Annotated in this window: 19 protein-coding genes and 1 pseudogene; 3 read left to right on the forward strand and 17 right to left on the reverse strand. The window is 72.0% G+C overall.

Annotated features, from left to right (window positions below):
- Positions 1–30: 30 nt before the first annotated feature.
- Together ACTWPP_RS39185 and ACTWPP_RS39190 are read left to right on the forward strand one after the other, a co-directional pair.
- On the forward strand, positions 31–1,272 hold the full coding sequence (locus tag ACTWPP_RS39185) for a hypothetical protein (protein ID WP_443109512.1): 1,242 nt from the start codon (positions 31–33) through the stop codon (positions 1,270–1,272).
- A gap of 54 nt (positions 1,273–1,326) precedes the next feature.
- Positions 1,327–1,575, forward strand: a complete 249-nt coding sequence (locus tag ACTWPP_RS39190; protein WP_443109513.1) for a hypothetical protein — start codon at positions 1,327–1,329, stop codon at positions 1,573–1,575.
- On the opposite strand, the gene ACTWPP_RS39195 is transcribed toward ACTWPP_RS39190, so the two are convergent.
- The 13 genes from ACTWPP_RS39195 to ACTWPP_RS39255 all read right to left on the reverse strand — a co-directional run bounded on the left by ACTWPP_RS39195 (position 1,568) and on the right by ACTWPP_RS39255 (position 13,931).
- Complete coding sequence (locus ACTWPP_RS39195; protein ID WP_443109514.1) at positions 1,568–3,268, reverse strand: GMC oxidoreductase; 1,701 nt, start codon at positions 3,266–3,268, stop codon at positions 1,568–1,570. The two genes, ACTWPP_RS39190 and ACTWPP_RS39195, sit on opposite strands and share 8 nt — an antisense overlap.
- 119 nt (positions 3,269–3,387) lie before the next feature.
- Entirely contained in the window at positions 3,388–3,981 is a 594-nt protein-coding gene (locus ACTWPP_RS39200) for a hypothetical protein (RefSeq protein WP_443109515.1), read from the reverse strand.
- 9 nt (positions 3,982–3,990) lie between these two features.
- The gene (locus tag ACTWPP_RS39205; RefSeq protein ID WP_443109516.1) at positions 3,991–4,500 is read right to left on the reverse strand and encodes a hypothetical protein; all 510 of its coding nucleotides are present in this window, start codon (positions 4,498–4,500) and stop codon (positions 3,991–3,993) included.
- Positions 4,501–4,516: 16 nt separating this feature from the next.
- Positions 4,517–5,023, reverse strand: coding sequence for a hypothetical protein (locus ACTWPP_RS39210; RefSeq protein WP_443109517.1), 507 nt, complete (start codon positions 5,021–5,023; stop codon positions 4,517–4,519).
- Entirely contained in the window at positions 5,020–5,586 is a 567-nt protein-coding gene (locus ACTWPP_RS39215) for a hypothetical protein (RefSeq protein WP_443109518.1), read from the reverse strand. The genes ACTWPP_RS39210 and ACTWPP_RS39215 overlap by 4 nt, the downstream gene beginning before the upstream one ends.
- Positions 5,586–6,866, reverse strand: a complete 1,281-nt coding sequence (locus ACTWPP_RS39220) for an MCE family protein (protein WP_443109519.1) — start codon at positions 6,864–6,866, stop codon at positions 5,586–5,588. The genes ACTWPP_RS39215 and ACTWPP_RS39220 overlap by 1 nt, the downstream gene beginning before the upstream one ends.
- Complete coding sequence (locus ACTWPP_RS39225; protein ID WP_443109520.1) at positions 6,866–7,942, reverse strand: MCE family protein; 1,077 nt, start codon at positions 7,940–7,942, stop codon at positions 6,866–6,868. Before ACTWPP_RS39225 ends, ACTWPP_RS39220 begins: the two co-directional genes overlap by 1 nt.
- Positions 7,939–8,934, reverse strand: a complete 996-nt coding sequence (locus tag ACTWPP_RS39230; protein WP_443109521.1) for an MCE family protein — start codon at positions 8,932–8,934, stop codon at positions 7,939–7,941. Before ACTWPP_RS39230 ends, ACTWPP_RS39225 begins: the two co-directional genes overlap by 4 nt.
- A complete protein-coding gene (locus ACTWPP_RS39235; RefSeq protein WP_443109522.1) occupies positions 8,934–10,016 on the reverse strand; it encodes an MCE family protein in 1,083 nt (360 codons plus the stop codon). Before ACTWPP_RS39235 ends, ACTWPP_RS39230 begins: the two co-directional genes overlap by 1 nt.
- Positions 10,013–11,053: an MCE family protein gene (locus ACTWPP_RS39240; protein ID WP_443109523.1), complete on the reverse strand. Its 1,041-nt coding sequence runs from the start codon at positions 11,051–11,053 to the stop codon at positions 10,013–10,015. The genes ACTWPP_RS39235 and ACTWPP_RS39240 overlap by 4 nt, the downstream gene beginning before the upstream one ends.
- Positions 11,050–12,309 carry an MCE family protein gene (locus ACTWPP_RS39245; RefSeq protein ID WP_443109524.1) on the reverse strand — a complete coding sequence of 420 codons (1,260 nt, stop codon included), beginning with the start codon at positions 12,307–12,309 and terminating at the stop codon, positions 11,050–11,052. The genes ACTWPP_RS39240 and ACTWPP_RS39245 overlap by 4 nt, the downstream gene beginning before the upstream one ends.
- The gene (locus tag ACTWPP_RS39250; protein WP_443109525.1) at positions 12,306–13,142 is read right to left on the reverse strand and encodes an MlaE family ABC transporter permease; all 837 of its coding nucleotides are present in this window, start codon (positions 13,140–13,142) and stop codon (positions 12,306–12,308) included. The genes ACTWPP_RS39245 and ACTWPP_RS39250 overlap by 4 nt, the downstream gene beginning before the upstream one ends.
- A gap of 3 nt (positions 13,143–13,145) precedes the next feature.
- Positions 13,146–13,931, reverse strand: coding sequence for an MlaE family ABC transporter permease (locus ACTWPP_RS39255; RefSeq protein ID WP_443109526.1), 786 nt, complete (start codon positions 13,929–13,931; stop codon positions 13,146–13,148).
- 222 nt (positions 13,932–14,153) lie between these two features.
- On the opposite strand from ACTWPP_RS39255, the gene ACTWPP_RS39260 reads away from it, so the two are divergent.
- Entirely contained in the window at positions 14,154–14,498 is a 345-nt protein-coding gene (locus tag ACTWPP_RS39260; RefSeq protein WP_443109527.1) for a hypothetical protein, read from the forward strand.
- A gap of 47 nt (positions 14,499–14,545) precedes the next feature.
- Here ACTWPP_RS39260 and ACTWPP_RS39265 read toward each other — a convergent pair whose 3' ends face one another.
- From ACTWPP_RS39265 to ACTWPP_RS39280, 4 genes and pseudogenes are all read right to left on the reverse strand, one after another.
- Positions 14,546–15,076 carry a hypothetical protein gene (locus tag ACTWPP_RS39265; RefSeq protein WP_443109528.1) on the reverse strand — a complete coding sequence of 177 codons (531 nt, stop codon included), beginning with the start codon at positions 15,074–15,076 and terminating at the stop codon, positions 14,546–14,548.
- A 26-nt stretch (positions 15,077–15,102) separates the two neighbouring features.
- Positions 15,103–16,401 carry a lipase family protein gene (locus ACTWPP_RS39270; protein ID WP_443109529.1) on the reverse strand — a complete coding sequence of 433 codons (1,299 nt, stop codon included), beginning with the start codon at positions 16,399–16,401 and terminating at the stop codon, positions 15,103–15,105.
- Positions 16,398–17,543: a DUF6801 domain-containing protein gene (locus ACTWPP_RS39275; RefSeq protein WP_443109530.1), complete on the reverse strand. Its 1,146-nt coding sequence runs from the start codon at positions 17,541–17,543 to the stop codon at positions 16,398–16,400. The genes ACTWPP_RS39270 and ACTWPP_RS39275 overlap by 4 nt, the downstream gene beginning before the upstream one ends.
- A 98-nt stretch (positions 17,544–17,641) precedes the next feature.
- Positions 17,642–18,178 (reverse strand): annotated as a pseudogene (locus ACTWPP_RS39280) (fibronectin type III domain-containing protein); the annotation flags it as partial.

Consider the following 18,178-nt stretch of genomic DNA (forward strand, 5'->3'; position numbering starts at 1 on the left):
CGAATCGGGGCGTTTTACTAGGATGCTCCCGTGCGCGAAGATCAAGATGGCCGGAAAGGGCAGCCTTCCGCCGGCGCGGAGGCCGCCGACACCGTGACGGCGCCTCTCCGGGTGCCGGTCGACCAGGACGACGGGACGCCGGAGGCGGTCATGATCGAGGAGCGGCCCGCGCAGGTCAGGGCGTTGGGGCAGGACGTCGAGCGGCTCGCCGGGCTGGTGGACCGGCTCGCCGAGGCCGCCGCCGCGTTGGGCGGGCGGCTGGACGGCGAGGTCCGCGAGGCCCTCGACGGCGCCGAGAAGGCCCTGGCCGAGGCGCGCGGTGCGCGGCAGGAGGCCGCCGACGCCGACGAACGGACGCGGAAGGCCGAGGCCCGCGCCGACGCGGCGGCCCAGGAGGCCGCCGACGCACGGGCGGAGCTGGAGAAGGGGCTGGCCGCCGCGAAGGCGAGCGTCACGGCGGCCCAGGAGAGTGAGGCCAACGCCTGGAAGGAGGCGGGCGCCTCTCAGCAGGCCCGCGCCACCTCGACCAACGAGGCCGCCCACGCGGAGGGGCTGCGCAAGCGCGCCGAGGCGGCCTGGAGCACCGAGCACCAGGCGCGTACCGAGGCCGAGAAGGAACGCGACGACCTGGCTGCGCGGCTGGCCGCCGAGCAGACCGCGCTGGCCGCCGCGCGGGGCGACCTCGCGGACGTGCGCTCCGAGCTGGCGGAGGCGCGTTCCGCGCTGGAGACGGCCGCGGAGACCGAGCGGCGGCTGCGGGCGGAGCTGAGCGTCGTCCAGGGCGAGATCGCGGGACTGACCATCGAGCGCGACACCGCCACGACGCGCGCCGCGGAGCAGGCCGCGCGCGCCGACCGCGCCGAGCAGCTCGCCGACTCGGCCGACGCGCGCATCGACGCCGAGCGGGCGCGCGCCGACCGGGCCGAAGAGCGTGCGGACGACGCCGAGATCCGCATCAACCGGGACGCCGCCACCGTCCGCGCCCTGCAGGACACGATCCGGTCGGCGCTGGACCTGCCGGCCGTCGAGGACCTCGACGACGGCCGCGGGGTCCCGGTCGGCGAGTCCGCCGCGGTCACCGCCAAGCCCGGCGGGATGATCGGAATGGGCGAGGTTCCCGACCTCATGGACGGCGAACTCGCCGCCCGGTTCGCCCGTGCGCTGCTGGCCGTCCGCGTCCACCAGGCCACGCGGCGTCCCCGCCAGGAGGACCCGGCCGAGCCCGGCGACGCCGGGGAGCCCGCCTCCGGGGAGCCCGCCTCCGGGGACTGAGGCGCCCGGGGATCGTCGGTCGCGGCGCCTACGGTTCGTCCCGCGTACGACGGCGTGCGGCCGGTGTGGCCGGAACGGTTCCGCGAACTGCCGGCGGTCGCCCGCGACGACATGGACGAGGTCTGCGGCGGCGTGGTCGGACGGGCCCTCGGCCATCTCACCGGCGCGCCGTGGCCGGCGGAGGGCCGGACGGTGATCGGGATGGGCGGCAGCGGCGGCAACGGCGTGTTCGCCGACTGCGAGAACCGGTTCAGCTCGGGCGACTTCGGCACGATGGAGAAGATCGGCGCGCTCGTCACCTGAGGGCGGCCGGGGCGTTCCCGGGGACGGCGGGCGTGCCGGGCATGACCCTTTCGACGCGCATGTACGGGGAGCCGGGGTCGGGGCGCAGGTCCTTCTCGCCGCGGTTCGGCCAGAAGGCCATCGCGCGTTCGGCCTGCGCGGTGATGGTCAGGGACGGGTTGACGCCGAGGTTCGCGGTGACGGCCGAGCCGTCCACGATGTGCAGGCCCGGGTGGCCGTGGACGCGGTGGTAGGGGTCGATGACGCCGGTTTCCGGTGTTTCCCCGATGACGCAGCCGCCGATGAAGTGCGCGGTCGTCGGGATGTTGAACAGGTCGAACCAGGTGCCGCCCGGGGTGGCGTCGAGTTCCTCGGCGAGCATCCGGACGGCGTCATGGGCGACGGGGATCCAGGTGGGGTTGGGTTCCCCGTCGCCCTGGCGTGCGACGAGCTTGCGGCGGCCGAGGCGGCCGCGCTTCTCGTTGACGGTGATGGAGTTGTCGGCGGTCTGCATGACCAGGGCGATGACGGTGCGCTTGGCCCAGTCCTTGAGGGAGAGGCCGCGCAGGATGATGGTGGGGTGCCGGGCGGCCTGGCCGAGGAACTTCAGCCAGCGTGGCGGGCCGCCGCCGTCGACGAGGAGGGTGCGGATGACGCCCATCGCGTTGTTGCCGGCGCCGTAGCGGGTGGGTTCGATGTGGGTCTTGTCGTCCGGGTGGAAGGACGAGGTGATGGCGAGGCCGGTGCTGTGGTCGACGTCCTTCTTGCGGTGCCACACCGTCATGCGCTCGACGCCGAGGAGCGCCTCGGAGTTGGTGCGGGTGAGTTCGCCGAGGCGGGACGACAGGTTCGGGAGGCGGCCGGCGGCGCGCATCCGGTGCAGGAGCCGCTGCGTCCCGTAGGTTCCGGCGGCGAGGACGACGTGTTCGGCGGTGAGTTTCCTCCGGCGTTTCCGGAGCGGCGAGGTGTGCTCGGTCCCGACCTCGTAGCCGCCGGACGGCAGGGGTGCCAGCGAGGTCACGGTGGTGTCGGGGACGACCTCGACGCCCGCCCGCTCGGCCAGGTACAGGTAGTTCTTGGTGAGCATGTTCTTCGCGCCGACCTTGCAGCCGATCATGCAGGAGCCGCAGGCCGTGCAGGTCGTCCGGCGGGGGCCGGCGCCGCCGAAGTACGGGTCGTCGGCGTCCTTGCCCGGCTCGTCGCCGAAGAACACGCCGACGGGGGTCGCGTGGTAGGTGTCGCCGACGCCCATGCGGTCCGCGACGCGTTTCATCGCCTCGTCGGCGGGGGTGACGAGCGGGTTGGCGGTGACGCCGAGCATCCGGCGGGCCTGGTCGTAGAACGGTTTCAGCTCGTCCTGCCAGTCGGTGATGTGGCCCCACTGGCGGTCGGTGAAGAACGGCCGCGGCGGCTCGTACAGGGTGTTGGCGTACACCAGGGAGCCGCCGCCGACGCCCGCGCCGGCCAGCACCAGCACACCCGCCTTGCCGCCGACGAGGTGGACGCGCTGGATCCCGCGCATCCCGAGGCGCGGCGCCCACACGTACTTGCGCAGCCGCCAGGACGTCTTGGGGAGGGTGTCCTCGTCGAAGCGGCGTCCCGCCTCGATCACGGCGACCCGGTAGCCCTTCTCGGCCAGCCGCAGCGCCGACACGCTGCCGCCGAACCCCGAGCCCACCACGATCACGTCGAAGTCGTAGGTGTCACCGGCCACCGCACACCACCTCCGTCGGGAGCGAAGCACCTGAGTGTGGCCCTCCGTTTCCGTCGCGCGCCATGCACTCAGAGCAACGATTTGGCCACGCGTTTATCACCGAAGTGACAACGTGCTGATCAGCGGCCGGCGAACGTGTCGAGGGCGGTGATCCTCCAGTGTCCGTCGCGCCGGACGGCGGTGACGGTGAGCATGGCGGGGGCGTTCGCGCTCGTGCCGTCGGCGGTGCGGGTGGTCCGCTGGTCGGCGAAGACGAGCACCTCGGCGCGGTCATCGTGGAGGGACGTGACGGCGCTGTCGGTGACGCGGGTGCTGAGGACGGTCTTCGCTTTGGGCGCCTCATCACGGACCCTGCCGAAGACCGCCTCGTACTGGCGGACGGCGTCGCCGGTCAGGGCGGCGCGGGCGGCGTCCCGGGTGCGGGCCGGGTCGGTGTGGTCGTAGGAGAAGATCTTGGCGATCATGTCGGCGACGGCCCCCTTGACCTCGCTGGTGGCGGCGCCGTCGGTGAGGGCGGCGTTGCGGGCGGACGGGTCGTCCCGCGCGGCGTCCGCCTGCCGGAGCGCCCACACGCCGAACGTGGCGAGGACGACGGCGACGACACCGAGCGCGATGGGCGATGCCGCGTTCGCGCGCCACCGGACCGCGGTGGCGCGCCACCAGGCCGTGTTCGCGCGCCACCAGGCGTTGAGGCGTGTGGTCTGTGCGGCCATGGCGTCTCCTCACAGGGTGCCGGTCGGGGCCTGGCCGAGGTCGCTGAGCTTCCAGCCGGAAGGGGTTCTGGCGAGCTCGCCGATGAGGCGGCTCTGTTTCGTGACGGGGTCGCCGTCCGGCGGGGTGACGGTGATCTCGACGGCGACGAGCACCCTGGCCTTGCCGGAGCGTTCGTCCAGTTCGGCGACGGCGCCGTCCAGGATCCGCGCCCTGGTGATCGTCTTCGCCTTCGTGACCTGCTCCTCGAACGCGGCGCGGCCCCGCGTGATCTCCTCGTACAGGTCGCTGGTGGTGGAGTCCTGCCAGGTCTTCAGCCCGGAACCGAGGTCGCGGTAGTCGAGGGTGTTGAGGTTCTGGACGGCCTGCTCCCCGGCCAGGAGGACCGCGTCGCGCGTCCGCGAGTAGGCGTGGGCGTCGTCGTGGGCGGCCGCGTACCAGGACCATCCGGCCCATGCGGCGAACAGCGCGGCGAGGGCGAGCAGCACGGTCGCCGTCCGCTGGACGGTGTCGTCGGTCATGAGCGGGCCTCCGGCGTCAGACGGACTTCAGGTCGGTGATCGTCCAGTGGCCGTGGTCGCGGTGCGCGGTCACCACGAGCTGGGCGGCGGCGGGCGTGCCTGCGGGCTCGCCGGCGCGGGTGGCGGTCTGGTCGAGGAACACCAGGAGGCGGGCCTTCGCACCGGTCAGGGAGATCACTCCGGCGCGGACGACGCGGGTCGTCAGCGTGACGCGCTGGGCCGGGATCTGCTTCTTCACCTGCCCGAAGATCTGCCGGTACTGCTTGAGTGCGGAACCGGAGAGTTCCCGCGCGGCGGCGTCCTCGGTGGCCGCGATGTCGCCCGGCCCGTAGGTGAACACCTTTCCGAGGGCGGTGGACACGGCGCCGGTCACCTCGGTGGTGGCCACCTCGTCCAGGACGGCCCGGTCGCGCGGGTTCTCGTCGTCGCGCAGCGACGCGGCGGCGGGACGCAGCGCCAGGGCGGCCAGGGCGAGGGCGAGCGCGACCGTGAACGGCCGGTAGAGCCTCAGCAGCCGCTTCATCGGGCACCGGCCGGGATCGCGGTGAGCGATTCGAGTTTCCAGCCGGACGGGGTGCGGGCCGTCCCGGCCTCGAAGCGCTTGCGCTGGAGGGTGGGCGAGCCTCCGTGGAGGGTCAGCTCGACCTGCACGGACGCGATGACCTCCGCCTTCCCGGAGCGGACGTCGAGGGACGTGACGGCGGCGCCGGTCACGGTCGCGGCGGCGGTGGTGCGCGATTTTCCGATCTTGGCCCGGTTCTGCGGTTCGTCCCGTTCGAGCTGGTCGTGCAGCGGGCCGGTGGACGCGTCGAGCCAGGCGCGGAGACCGGCGTCCACCTCGGCGGGGTTCATCGTGTTGAGCGCCGCGATCTGCTGCCGGGCGCTCCGCAGGACGAGGTCGCGCGTGTGTTCGGGGCCCGTCCGCGCGGAGGGGTCGTCCTGCCACACCGTCCAGGCGGACCAGCCGAGGAACAGCGCGGCGGCGAGGATCGCGGCCCACCCGATCAGGCCCCAGCGGGCGAACAGGGGGCGCCGGCGCCTGGCGCGGGCGGCCGTGCGTGTTTCCCGTTCGGCGGTCGCGGTCATCAGCCGCCTCCCTGGACGCCGAGCAGCCCGCTCAGATCGGACGGGCCGGGCGGCAACCCCGGCAAGGCGAGCGCGCCTGGCAGCCCGGCGTTGGACGGCCCGGTGGTCGACGACCCGGTGCTGGACGACCCGGCGCCGAGAACCGACCCGGGACGCGCCGGGACCGGGACGGGACCGCGAGGAGCGTTGCCCGCGCCGCGCACGTTGACGCCGCTGGACGGCGGCAGCGCGCAGCGGGCGGCGGTGTTGAGCGCGGGGCCGGGCGAGGTGTCCAGGCCGTTGCGGTACTTCGTCCCGCCGTATCCGGACGTGCAGTTCGGCGGGTCGAAGAACGTGGTGACCATCCCGAAGTTGAGCTTTCCGTCGTCCACGACCGACCTGCCGGCCGCGACGGCCTCCGGCAGCTTGGCGAGGAGCTGCTCCAGCCCGTCCGACCGGGGCGCCAGCAGCTCGGACGTCGTCAGCAGGTTCGCGATGAGGACGCTCAGGGACGGGTCCAGGTCGCGCACCAGCGCCCGGAACTCCCCCGCCGCGCCCGGCGCGGTGGACACGAGCTTCCGGAACGCCGGGTCGGATTTCCGGAGTTGCTCGGACAGCAGCCGCGCGTCCCGCCCGAACGACTTCAACGCGGCGGCCTCCTCGTTCTGGGTCCGCAGGACGGTCTCGGCGTCGACGATGAGCGACGTGGTCGGGCCGGCGTTCTCGTTCGCGGCGCGGGTGAGGGTCCGCGTGTTGTCGAGGAGGACCCGCAGGTTCGGTCCCTGCCCGGCGAACGCCTGGCCCAGTTCGCCGATGACGGTCCGCAGCGCATCGGTCGGGACGGACGCGGCGAGGTCGTTGACGCTGGTGAGCAGGTCCGTCACCGGTGCCGGGGTCGTCGTGGAGGCGCGCGGGATGACCGACCCGGCCGCCAGGTACGGGCCGGTGTTCGTCGCGGGACGCAGGTCGATGTACTGCTCGCCGAGCGCCGACCGGTTCGCCACGACGGCCCGCGTGTCCGCCGGTACCTTCGGCGCCGACTTCTTGATCTTCAGGTCGGCGAGGACGCCGTCGCCGGTGAGGCGCAGTTCCCCGACGCGTCCGACCGACGTGCCCCGGTAGGTGACGTCGGCGTTCTCCGCCAGGCCGCCCGCCTCGGCGAGATCGGCCTGGACGACGTAGTGGTCGCGGTATCCGACGTATCCGCCGAGGTCGGCGTAGTTGAGCCCCACGTGGCCCATCGCGAGGACGCCGACGACGACGAAGACGAGGTTCTTGATCCGGGTGCCGATGGTGAGCATCAGTCCCCCTGGGTCCGGGCCGGGCCCGCCGGGGGCAGCGGCGCGATCGGCGGGATGATCTCGGTACCGGGGCGGGCCGTGACCTGGAGGTACACGTTCAGGTAGTCGCCCTTCACAGCCGGCAGGACGGCATCGGTGAACGGATACGTCAGCAGCACCTGCAGCGCGTCCGGGAGGTCGGTCCCGGCGTCGGAGAGTTTCCGCAGCGTCGGTTCGAGGGCGCGGAGGTCGGCGATCAGGTCGTCCTTGCTCTCCCGGACGGTGCGGACCGCGACGCGCGACAGCTCGTCCAGCGAGTTCAGCATCCGGACGAGCGCGCCCCGCTGCTCCGCCAGCACCGCGAGGCCGGGTTCGAGGTCGTCGAGCGCGACGCCGATCTGCTCCCTGCGTCCGCGCAGCGTGGCCGACAGCCGGTTCAGGCCGTCGATCGCGTCCGTGATGCCCTTCTTGTTCGCGTCGAGGTCGCCGATGAGTTTCCGCGCCTGTTCCAGCAGCGACCGGACCTCCGGCTCGTTGCCGCCCAGCGCCCGGTTCAGCTCGACGGTGATGGTGCGCAGCTGCGCGATGCCGCCGCCGTTCAGCAGCATGGACAGCGCGCCGAACACCTCCTCGACCTCCGGGTTCCGGTTCGTCCGCGACAGCGGGATCACCGCGCCGTCCGCGAGCGTGCCGCCGCCGGGGGACGGCGGGACGTTCTCCGGGGACCCGCCCGGCGGGACGTTCGACGGGCCTTCGCTGAGCTGCACGAACTTCTCCCCCAGCAGGCTCGACTGGCGGAGTTCGGCGTAGGCGTCCGCGGGCAGCTTCACGTCGCCGTTGACCTTCATCGTGACCTCGGCCGTCCAGCCGCCCTCCGGCAGCGTGACCTCCACGACCCGCCCGACGGCGACGTCGTTGACCTTCACCGCCGACTGCGGGACGAGGTTCAGCACGTTCGCGAACCGCGCCTTCACCGTGTACGGGTCGTCGCCGAGGTCGGCGCCGCCCGGCAGCGGGAGGTCCTGGACGCCGGAGAACCCGCAGCCGGTGAGGGTCACGCCGGCGAGCGCCAGGCGGACCAGGTGTCGGCCGATCATGGCGCCGCCCTCCGCGCGCCCGCGACAGGAAGCGGCGGGCGCAGTTCGCCGAGGTTCTGCCGTCCCATCAGCGTCCGGGTCTTCGGGTCGTAGGCGTTCAGGATGTTGGTGGCGTTGAGCGGCTGGACGTCCAGCGCCTCCGCCAGCGACCGGCGCTGTTTCACCAGCAGCTGCGTGATCTCGGCGAGTTTCCCGACGTTGGCCGAGACCCGTGCCCGGTTGTCGTGGATGAAGACCTTGACCCGCGCGAGCGCCGCGGCGAGGGCCTTCAGCGCCGCGTCCAGTTCGTACCGGTCGGCGGCGAGGAACCCCGCCACGTCGGCGAGCTGGCGCTCCGCCTGCCTGACCTGCCCGTCGTTGGTCTTGAGCATGGTCGTGAACGTCTGCAGCCCGCGGATCGTGGCGAACAGGTCCCGCTGCGAACCCGACAGCGTCTTCGCCGCCTGCGCCATCCGCTCGGTCGTGGTGCGGATGTCGCGGCCGTTGCCGCGCAGGTTCTCCGCACCGGTTTCAAGGAGGCGCGACAACGCGCCGTCCTCGTTGAGGCCGTCGGGGCCGAGTTCGGTCGCCAGCTTCTTGACGCTGTCGTAGACCTGGTCGAGCTCGATCGGCGTGGCGGTCCGCTCCGCCGGGATCACGGTGCCGCTCGTCATCTTCGGACCGGCGGTGTAGGCGGGCGTGAGCTGGACGTACCGGTCCGCGACCAGGCTCGGCGCGACCGCCACCGCCTTCGCGCCGATCGGGACGTCCACGCCGCGGTCGACGGTCATGACCGTCCTGACCCGGGTTCCTTCGGCGCGGACGGAGTCGACCGTGCCGACCTTCACGCCGAGGACCCGCACGTCCGAGCCCGCGTGGACGCCGACCGCGGTGGTGAAGTGGACGGTGATCCGGGTGCCGTCCGGCCGCTGCGCCGCGACCAGCGCGACGGCGGCCGCCACGACGACGGCGACCCCGGTCGCGATGAGTGGTGCGCCCAGCCTGCGCAACATCACTTCCCGCCCTTCTTCGGCGGCATACAGCCCTTCTCCGGGGGCGTGCTGCCCTTCGGCAGGTACTCCTTCGGGACGAGCCCGCACAGGTACCCGTCCATCCAGCGGCCGTTGCCCAGCGTGTTGCCCAGCAGCCGCGTGTACGGGCCAGCCGTCTTCAACGCCCTGTCGAGGTTGTCCTGGTTCTTCTGCAGCAGGTCGGTGACGCGCCCGAGCGCGCGGAGCGTCGGGTCGAGCTGTTCCTGGTTGTCGTCGACGAGCCCGACGATCTGCCGGGACAGCGCCTGCGTCCCGGTCAGCAGCGCGTGGATGGCCTCGCGGCGGCGCCGGATCTCGCCGAGCAGCAGGTTCCCGTCCCGCAGGAGCGCCTCGACGTTCGCGCTCTGGCCCGCCATCGTCCCGGTGACCTGCCGGGTGTTCGCGAGCAGCCGCGCCAGTTCCGCGTCCCGGGACGAGACCGTCTTCGACAGCGCCGAGATGCCGTCGAGGGCCTTGCGGACGCTCGGTGCCGTCCCGGAGAACGTCGTGGAGATCGCGTCGAGCGACTCGGCGAGTTCCGCCGAGTCGATCCGCCCGACCGTCCCGGCGAGATCCTGGAACGCCTCCGTGACGTCGTAGGGGGACGTCGTCCGGTCGAGGGGGATGCGCCGGTCCGGGTCCTGCTCGTGCGCGCCGAGCGGGTCGACGGCGAGGAACTTGTCGCCGAGCAGCGTCTTGATCGCGATCGCGGCCGTGCTGGCGTTCCCGATCCAGGTGTCGCGGACCCGGAACGCGACGGTGACCTTCGCTCCGTTCAGCCGGACGCCGGTGACCTCGCCGACCTTCACCCCGGCGACGCGCACCTCGTTGCCGGGACGCAGCCCGGCGGCCTCGCCGAAGTCGGCGGTGTAGCGGGTGCCGCCGCCGATGACCGGCAGGTCCTTGGCGTTGAACGCGAGCAGTCCCGCCGTGATGATCAGCGTGAGCGACACGACCGCGACGGCGACCGGGTTCCGTTCCCGGACGGGCTTCAGCCGCGGCCGTCCGCCTGTGGGGGGCCGACGCCCGGCACCCCCCGGTCCTCTTCGCTCGTTCTTGCTCATGTGCCGCACCTCTTCGCCGTCAGGGGGATGCCGGTGGGCGGCGGGTGGTCCTCGCCCGGGTACTGCTTGTAGGTGGCGCCGCTGAGGTCGGCTTCGCAGAGGTAGAGGTTCAGCCACGACCCGTAGGAGCCGATCCGGCCGATCGCCGCCATCTTCACCGGCAGCAGCCGCAGGAACGCGTCGACCGTCGGGGACTCGTCCGCCAGGTTCTCCGACAGCCGCCCGAGCTGCTCGATGTCGCGTTTGAGCGGTTCGCGGCCGTCCTTGAGGAGGCCGGTGGTGGTGCGGGCGAGGTCGTCCAGCGCGCCGATCGCCTCGCCGATCGCGGTGCGGTCGGCGGCCAGGCCGGACACCAGCCGGCGCAGCGTGGAGATCAGGTTTCCGAGGTTGTCGCCGCGCCCGTTGATGGTGTCCAGGACGGCGTTCAGGTTCTCGACGACCTGCCCGATGACCTTGTCCTTGTCGGCGATCCCGCTGGTGAGCGACCCGACGGTGGACAGCAGCTCCTCGACGGTGCCGCCCTCGCCCTGCAGCACCTGGATGATCGACCCGGCCAGCCGGTTGACGTCCTTCGGCGACAGCGCCTGGAACAGCGGCCGGAACCCGTTGAACAGCTGGGTCAGGTTGAGCGCCGGGGTCGTCCGCTCGACGGGGATGGTCGAGCCGGGCGTGAGGGTCCCGGCGGCGCCGGTGCCGCGCTCCAGCTCCACGTACCGCTGCCCGATCAGGTTCAGGTACTTGATCGTGGCGGTGGACGTGGCGGGCAGGCGGTGACCGCGGCCGACGGAGAACGACACGAGCGCGACGCGGTGCTCGACGACCTCGATTCCGGCGACCCGGCCGACCTCGACGCCCGCGATCCGGACGCTGTCGCCCTCGCGGAGGCCGGACGCGTCGGTGAACCGCGCCTTGTAGGGAACGGTGTCGCCGCCGCCCGCCCGCGTGATGCTGAGCGCCAGCATCGCGGTCGCGACCACGGTCACCGCCACGAACGCGATCGACTTGACCAGCGGCGCGGTCAGCCCCTTGGGGTTCATTCGACCCTCACCTCCGTGCCCCGGAAGACCGGCCCGGCCAGGACGGCGCTCCAGTCGGGCAGCGCCTCGGGGACCTCGTGCAGGCCGGGGGCGAGCAGCTCGTTGACGAGGCGGTTCTCCTCGGGGGAGTTGGGCGGGCCGAGCGCGCCCGGGGCGACCGCGACGGGCGTGTCCGCGTCCGGCGGGGCCGACTTCACCGTGGCGGTCCCGCCTGGCGGACGGCAGTGCGGGCCGCTCTTGTCGGTGTATCTCGGGCGGTCCCTGCCGGGCACGTACCGGCCCTTGGACGGCAGCGTGATCACGTTCACGTGCAGGCCGGGCCGCCCGGTTCCCTTGCCGAGGACCTCGTCCATCACGGGGACGAACTCGGTCAGCATGCGCAGCGTGCACGGGAACTCCGGCGAGTACTTGCGCAGGAGTTCGAGCGTCGGGCGGCTCCGCGCCGTCAGCCGGATGAAGTTGCCGGAGTTCTCGTGAAGGAAGTCGGAGAGGTTCTGCGAAGCGTCCGTGACCGACGCGTACAGCATCGCGAGGTCGTTCTTCTGGGCGGCGAGCGACCGGCTGGTGTAGCTGAAGTCGTTCAGCGCCTGGATGATGTCGGGCGCGGCCTCGTCGTAGTGCCGGGCGACCTCCACGAGCCGCGTGATGTCGCGGTTGAGCGCGGGCACATGCGGGTTGATCTTCTTGAGGTAGGCGTCCAGCTCCACCATCGTCCGCCCGAGTTCGGTGCCGCGCCCGTCCAGCGCCTGCGAGACGGCGGTGAGCGTGGCCGCCAGCTCCGCCGGCCGGACGGCGGTGAGCAGCGGGTACAGGTTGTCCATCACCCGCTGGAGCTCGATCGCGTTGGCCGACCGGTCCTGGCTGATCACGCTTCCCGCGGTGAGCCGCGCCGCCGCCGGGCGTTCGGGCGGGATCAGCGCGACGAACCGCTGCCCGAACAGCGTCGTCGGGAGCAGCTGCGCCGACACGTTCCGCGGGAGCAGCCGCACCTTGTCCGGCTGGATCGCGAGCTTCAGCGTCGCGGCGTCGCCGTCGGACGAGATCTCGCGGACCTCGCCCACCACCACGCCGCGCAGCTTCACGTCCGCGTGCGGATGCATCTCGCTGCCCGCGCTCGCCGTCCTCAGCGTCACCCGGGTGACCTCGGTGAACCTCTTGTCGTAGACGGCGACCGACAGCCACACCAGCAGCGCCGGGACGAGCAGGAACGCCACCCCGGCGAGCCGTCTGCGCAGCATGCCGTCCCGGGCGTTCATCCGGCCACCTTCACCGTCGTGCTCGTCCCCCACACGGCGAGGCTGAAGAAGAAGTCGCTGACGCTGATCAGCACGATCGACGTGCGGACCGCGCGGCCGACGGCCTGACCCACCCCGGCGGGCCCGCCGGCCGCGCGGTAGCCGTAGTAGCAGTGCGAAAGGATCACCAGCACGCTGAACACCAGCACCTTGAAGAACGACAGGAGGACGTCCACGGGCGACAGGAACAGCCCGAAGTAGTGGTCGTAGGTGCCGGCGGACTGCCCGTTCACCACGACCGTGACCGTCCGGGACGCCAGGTACGCGCACAGCAGCCCGATCGCGTACAGCGGGACGATCGCCACGGCGCCCGCGATGATCCGCGTCGTCACCAGGTACGGCAGCGACGGGATGCCCATCACCTCCAGGGCGTCCACCTCGTCGCTGATGCGCATCGCGCCGAGCTGCGCGGTGAACCCCGCCCCGACGGTCGCCGACAGCGCGAGGCCCGACACGACCGGCGCGATCTCGCGGGTGTTGATGTAGGCGGACGCGAACCCGGTGAACGCCGACGTCCCGATCTGCTGGAGCGCCGAGTAGCCCTGCATGCCGACGACGACGCCGGTGGCGAGGGTCATCGCGACCATCACCCCGATCGTCCCGCCGATCACGCCGAGGCCGCCGCTGCCGAACGCGACCTCGGCCAGCAGCCGCTGCACCTCCCTGCGGTAGCGGCGGGCCGCGCGCGGCGTCCACAGCAGCGCCTTGACGTAGAAGGTGCCCTGGTCGCCGGGCTGGTCCAGCCACGCGAACCAGCGGGACGGGCCGGCTCTGACAGTGGTCAGCACGCTCATCGCTCAGCCTCCCTTCGGCGGGACGACCTGGAGGTAGATCCCGGTGATCACGAGGTTGAGCAGGAACAGCAGCAGGAACGTGATGACGACCGACTGGTTCACCACGTCCCCGACGCCCTTCGGCCCGCCCTTGGGGTTCAGGCCCCGGTGGGCGGCGACGACACCGGCGACGAAGCCGAACAGCAGCGCCTTCGCCTCGCCCACGTAGATGTCGGGGAGCTGGGCGAGGGCGGAGAAGCTCGCCACGTACGCGCCGGGCGTGCCGCCCTGCAGCAGGACGTTGAAGAAGTAGCCGCCCGCGACGCCGACGACCGACACCAGCCCGTTCAGCAGGACCGCGACGGCGACGCACGCGAGGACGCGGGGGACGACGAGCCGCTGGATCGGGGAGACGCCGAGGACCTCCATCGCGTCCAGCTCCTCGCGGATGGTCCGGGCGCCGATGTCGGCGCAGATCGTGGAGCCCGCCACCCCGGACACCAGCAGCGCCACGATCATCGGGCTGGCCTGCTGGATCACCACCAGGACGCTGGCGGCGCCGGTGAACGACTGCGCGCCGAACTGCTGGGTGAGGGAACCGACCTGCAGCGAGGTCACCGCGCCGAACGGGATCGACACGAGCGCGGTCGGCAGGATCGTCACGCTGGCGATGAACCAGAACTGCTGGACGAACTCGCGGAACTGGACCGGCCGCCGGAACATCATGCCGAGCACGGTGGCGCCGAGCGCGAACATCCGGCCGGCTTCGCGCAGCGCGCCGAGCGGATATCCGATGACGGAACTCGCCATGATTGACCTCCCTTCCCATTCATGAAGCTACTGGTCGGTAAATTCCGGCCGCAAGAAGCGGTGCGCCACTAAATGCTCGATGCGCCGTTTTCTATCCGCCAATGACATGTTCTCGGCCGGCCGCCGCGATTCTTTTGCGCATGGGAAAGCCCCGGGCGGGTGGGCGCGGCGGGCGCCGCCATTGGATATCGTCGAGGCCCCCACGACCACTGGAGGCCCCCAGTGAAACGACGTCTTCCGGCGGCTGTGCTGCTCGTTCCGGTAGTGGCGCTCACCGCATGCGGCGGCGGCGACCCCGAGCCGACCGCGTCCGCGCAGCCGGCCACCAGCACACCGTCCACCGCCCCGTCCGGCGGCGGCTCGTCCACGGGCGGCGGCTCCGGCGCCACGCCCGGATCGCCCTCGGCCGTTCCGTCCGAGGTCGTGAACGCGTTCGTCGAGTGCATGCGCAAGCAGGGCGTCAAGGTCCCCGGCGACGTCAGAACGTGGCAGCCGAACCCGCAGGACGGCCGCACGCAGAAGGCCCTCATGGCCTGCATCGGGCGGTCCGGCGCGCCGTCGTCCTGACCCTGGCCCGGCCGCCGGCGTCACCCGGCGGCCGGACACCGACCGGCTCAGCTCCCCTGCGCCCTGCACGCCGGGGCCTTGTCGAACGCCGCGCTCAGCTTCGGGTTCTTGCGGAAGTCCTGCTCGGGCCCCTGGTAGGTGTTGTACTTCCCGAACGCCTTCCCGATCTGGCCGACCGCCTGCTGGAGCGACTTCTTGTCGGTCACCTTCGCCCGCTGCAGATTCCTGGACGCGGTGGTGACCGTCGAATGCGTGCTCGTCAGGTTGCTCATGGCGGATCTGAAGACCGCCTCGCCATTGTTGACGGGCGGGGCGCCGAGCCCCGCCAGACCCATTTCCAGCTTCCGCATCCGCTCCGAGATGCCTTCGAGAAGCTCGACGATGGAAGCCTTGGACGTCAGCACACTGGCGTTGTCCAGCTTCGGCACCTGCAACGGGGCGCCCTTCGTCAGGACACCGCATGCCTTCTCCGCCCAGGCGACCTCCGGGCCGTCCTTCTTCTCCTCCGAACCGCATCCGGCCACGGAGCAGGCGGCCACCGAGGCCAGCGCCACTCCGGCAATGAATCGCCGAACCATTCTTTTCTCCTTTTTCGACTGGGCGTTCAGCAGTTGGAGGTGGCGGCCTTTCCGGCGAAGCGATCGGCGAGGAAGGCCATCGCGTCCTCGTTGCCGCGGTGGACGAGCGTGATGTGGCCGATCCCGTCCCATGTCCTCCAGGTGACGGGGACGCCGAGCGCGCAGTGGCTCTCGCGCAGATCCTCGGCCTGCCCGAACGCGACGATCTCGTCGCCGGTCGAGTGGTACTGGAACACCGGGACCGCGACGGGCTCGGCGCCGAGCCGGTTCTGGACGACCCGGTTCAGCCACGCCTCCGTCGCGAACGGGCTGGTGGTGAAGTAGTCCGGGATCGTCTTGCCCTGGTAGTCGAGAAGGAGCTCCAGCGTGCAGCCGTTCCCCTCAAGCTCGCTCACCATGGCTCGTCCGGCGTCGTTGAGGTAGGAGTCCAGCTTCAGCTCGGGGTAGGCGTTGTCCATGCCGAGCATCGAGTAGAGGAGGAACCCGAAGGGGTCCTGGCCCTCCAGCGGCAGCCCCACGGACGCGAGGTCCGCCGGTACCCCGCCGCCGACGACGCCGGCGAGCTTCAGCTCCGGCGCGTACCCGGGCTGCTTCTGGCCCGCCCACATGGCGGCGGCGCCGCCCTGCGAGTAGCCGCGGAACGCGACCCGCGCGTCCTGCGACAGGCCCGCCTCGGGCAGCCGCTGCGCCGCGCGGACGGCGTCGATGACCGCGTACCCCATCGAGTCGACCACGTACGTCGTCGCGGGGTTCTCGTGGTAGCCCTCGTAGTCGGTGACGGCGACCGCGTAGCCCTTCGCGAGCATCCCGTTCAGCGCGGACTGTTCGTAGAACGCGCCCTGGTCGATGAACCTGGACGGCGCGCAGCGGAACGCGGGCCCACTGGTGCCGGGGCCGAAGCCGACGATCGGCGCCTGCGCCGCGTCCGCCTTCTTCGGCACGAGGACGATCCCGGTCACCGCGACGGGCTCCCCGAGCGCGTTCGTCGACAGGTACATGACCTGCCACGCGTCCGCGAGTGACCGCGCGGTAGGCGGCCCCGCCTTCGCGGGCCGCGCCCGGATGACGTCACCCGGCGCCCCCGCCGGCAGCGGCGACGGCGGAGTGTAGAAGGCGTCCCCGGCGGGCCCGGGTGCGCTCACCGGCGCCCCGGCGGGCTCCGCGGCGGACGCGGGGGCGGCGCTCAGCGACGCCAGCAGCGAGACCGCGACGACGCACAGGAGGAACCCTGGCTTGAGTTGCGGCGTGTCGCCCTTATGCGGCCTCCGATGAGGGCGGCACGCCGCAGGCGAACGATGGACGGGTCGGCGGGGGTGGGGGGTCACCGCGCTTGCTCCTTCGTGGTGAGCGTCACGTTGATCTCGTTGTCCGGGCCTGTGACGGAGGAGCCGAGGAGGCCGGTGAGCGCGCCGCAGTCGGTGAGCGCCGAGAGGTCGTGGGTGCCGTTGAGCGCGCCGCCCGTGTTCAGGTCGAAGCCGGCCGCGGAGGTCAGCGTGATGGCGGACGGCTCGGACGTCCGGCATTCCTCGCCGCCGCCGATCGGGATGACGCCGAACGCGTTGAACGACGGCAGCCTGGTGGTCACCTTGGACGTGGTGGTGAGCACGCCGTCCTTGTAGGTACCGGCCGTCCCGCCTTCGGGGGCGAACTCGACGGCGGCCGTCACGGGCAGGAAGCCGAAGATCCGGAGCTGGGTCGTGGACGGGTCGAGCGTGAGGCCGGCGGCGACGGTGCTCCCGTCGAGTTCCGCGTCGAGGGCGCCGGTCAGCGGGACCGTCCCGCCGGAAGCCTTGATCGTGGACGAGCCCTCCAGCGCGAACGCGTACCGGGCGGGCTCCGGCCCGTCGTCGACCACGATGCCGAAGTGGGCGAGGACGTTGTTCTGCCCGGGGTCCTGGGTGCATTCGGACTCGAAGGTGCCGAGGCCGGACGCGCCGCCGTCGTCGGTCCTCGGGGTGAGGGTCAGTACGAGGTTCCCGACGGTGATCTTGCCGGGGCCCGCCTGGGTGAAGGTCAGGTCGGGTGCTTTGCCCCGGCCCTTGACCGTGAACGCGCCGGACGCGGGGATCGGCGTCTTCTCCAGGACGGAGTCGACCGCGACGGGCAGGCCGCCCGGCATCTCGGGCACGGTCAGGGTCGCGTCGGCGAGCGCGTTCCCCTCCAGCGTCACCGCGTACAGCGCCGTGAGGCCCCGCGCGGACTCGGCGTTCACCGTCGACACCGAGTCGACGACGATCCCCGGCATCACCTCGCCGACCATGACCTGGTCGGGGACGTCCGCAGTCAGCTCCACATGGACCGGCTGCGGCCCGAGCAGCGGGAACGTGCAGTGGTAGTCCAGCCCCAGGGCCACCGGCCCCGCGGCGGCCGGGCCCGCGCCCGCCACGCCTGCGAGGCTCGACGCCAGCATGGCGGCGGCCACGGCGAGGGCCGCGCCGGCCCCGCCCTTTCTCTTCTTCGTTCTCACGTGTCGACCTCTCGGACTGCCAGGGGCGAGACGGGCCCCCGCCGCACGTCCGGTACGGCGGGGGCCGCGTTCCGTTGACCGTCAGCTCATCGCCGCCGTCACGCCTTGGGCGTGAGCGTCAGGTCGATGGTGTTGCCGTCACCGGCGGTGAAGATGTTGAGGATGCCGGTGAGCGGCCCGCAGTTCTCGATGTCGGACAGCGCGTACGTGCCGCTGATGTCGCCGCCGGCGTTCGGGTCGAAGAACTCGCCCTCGGCCGACTGCAGCTTGATGGCGGACGGCTCGGACGTCTGGCACTCCTCGCCGCCGCCGATCGGGATGGCGCCGAACACGTTGAACGACGACAGCTTCGTGACGACCGTGCTGTTGGTGGTCAGCTGGCCGTCCTTGTAGAGGCCGGTCGTCGGGCCCTGGGTGACGAGCCCGATGTCGGCGGTCACCGGCAGGAACCCGAGGACCTGGAAGTTGCCCTTGGTCGGGGCGAGCTCCAGGTCCGCGCTGACGTCACCGGTGGTGAGGTCGAGGTCCGCGCCCACGGAACCCGTCAGCGGCGCCTTGCCGTTCGCCGCCTTCACGAAGGTCTCACCGGCGAGGGTGAACTCGTAGTGCTCACCACCGGGAGGGGTGGGAGTGGG

The organism is Actinomadura sp. 3N407, from assembly GCF_052245875.1.
In the GTDB taxonomy this organism is placed as follows: domain Bacteria; phylum Actinomycetota; class Actinomycetes; order Streptosporangiales; family Streptosporangiaceae; genus Spirillospora.

What these genes read in the sequence shown, in the direction of transcription:
- ACTWPP_RS39200 (WP_443109515.1), bottom strand. Translation starts at nt 3,981, where the DNA reads ATGGCCGCACAGACCACACGCCTCAACGCCTGGTGGCGCGCGAACACG.
- ACTWPP_RS39205 (WP_443109516.1), bottom strand. Translation starts at nt 4,500, where the DNA reads ATGACCGACGACACCGTCCAGCGGACGGCGACCGTGCTGCTCGCCCTC.
- ACTWPP_RS39210 (WP_443109517.1), bottom strand. Translation starts at nt 5,023, where the DNA reads ATGAAGCGGCTGCTGAGGCTCTACCGGCCGTTCACGGTCGCGCTCGCC.
- ACTWPP_RS39215 (WP_443109518.1), bottom strand. Translation starts at nt 5,586, where the DNA reads ATGACCGCGACCGCCGAACGGGAAACACGCACGGCCGCCCGCGCCAGG.
- ACTWPP_RS39220 (WP_443109519.1), bottom strand. Translation starts at nt 6,866, where the DNA reads ATGCTCACCATCGGCACCCGGATCAAGAACCTCGTCTTCGTCGTCGTC.
- ACTWPP_RS39225 (WP_443109520.1), bottom strand. Translation starts at nt 7,942, where the DNA reads ATGATCGGCCGACACCTGGTCCGCCTGGCGCTCGCCGGCGTGACCCTC.
- ACTWPP_RS39230 (WP_443109521.1), bottom strand. Translation starts at nt 8,934, where the DNA reads ATGTTGCGCAGGCTGGGCGCACCACTCATCGCGACCGGGGTCGCCGTC.
- ACTWPP_RS39235 (WP_443109522.1), bottom strand. Translation starts at nt 10,016, where the DNA reads ATGAGCAAGAACGAGCGAAGAGGACCGGGGGGTGCCGGGCGTCGGCCC.
- ACTWPP_RS39240 (WP_443109523.1), bottom strand. Translation starts at nt 11,053, where the DNA reads ATGAACCCCAAGGGGCTGACCGCGCCGCTGGTCAAGTCGATCGCGTTC.
- ACTWPP_RS39245 (WP_443109524.1), bottom strand. Translation starts at nt 12,309, where the DNA reads ATGAACGCCCGGGACGGCATGCTGCGCAGACGGCTCGCCGGGGTGGCG.
- ACTWPP_RS39250 (WP_443109525.1), bottom strand. Translation starts at nt 13,142, where the DNA reads ATGAGCGTGCTGACCACTGTCAGAGCCGGCCCGTCCCGCTGGTTCGCG.
- ACTWPP_RS39255 (WP_443109526.1), bottom strand. Translation starts at nt 13,931, where the DNA reads ATGGCGAGTTCCGTCATCGGATATCCGCTCGGCGCGCTGCGCGAAGCC.
- ACTWPP_RS39265 (WP_443109528.1), bottom strand. Translation starts at nt 15,076, where the DNA reads ATGGTTCGGCGATTCATTGCCGGAGTGGCGCTGGCCTCGGTGGCCGCC.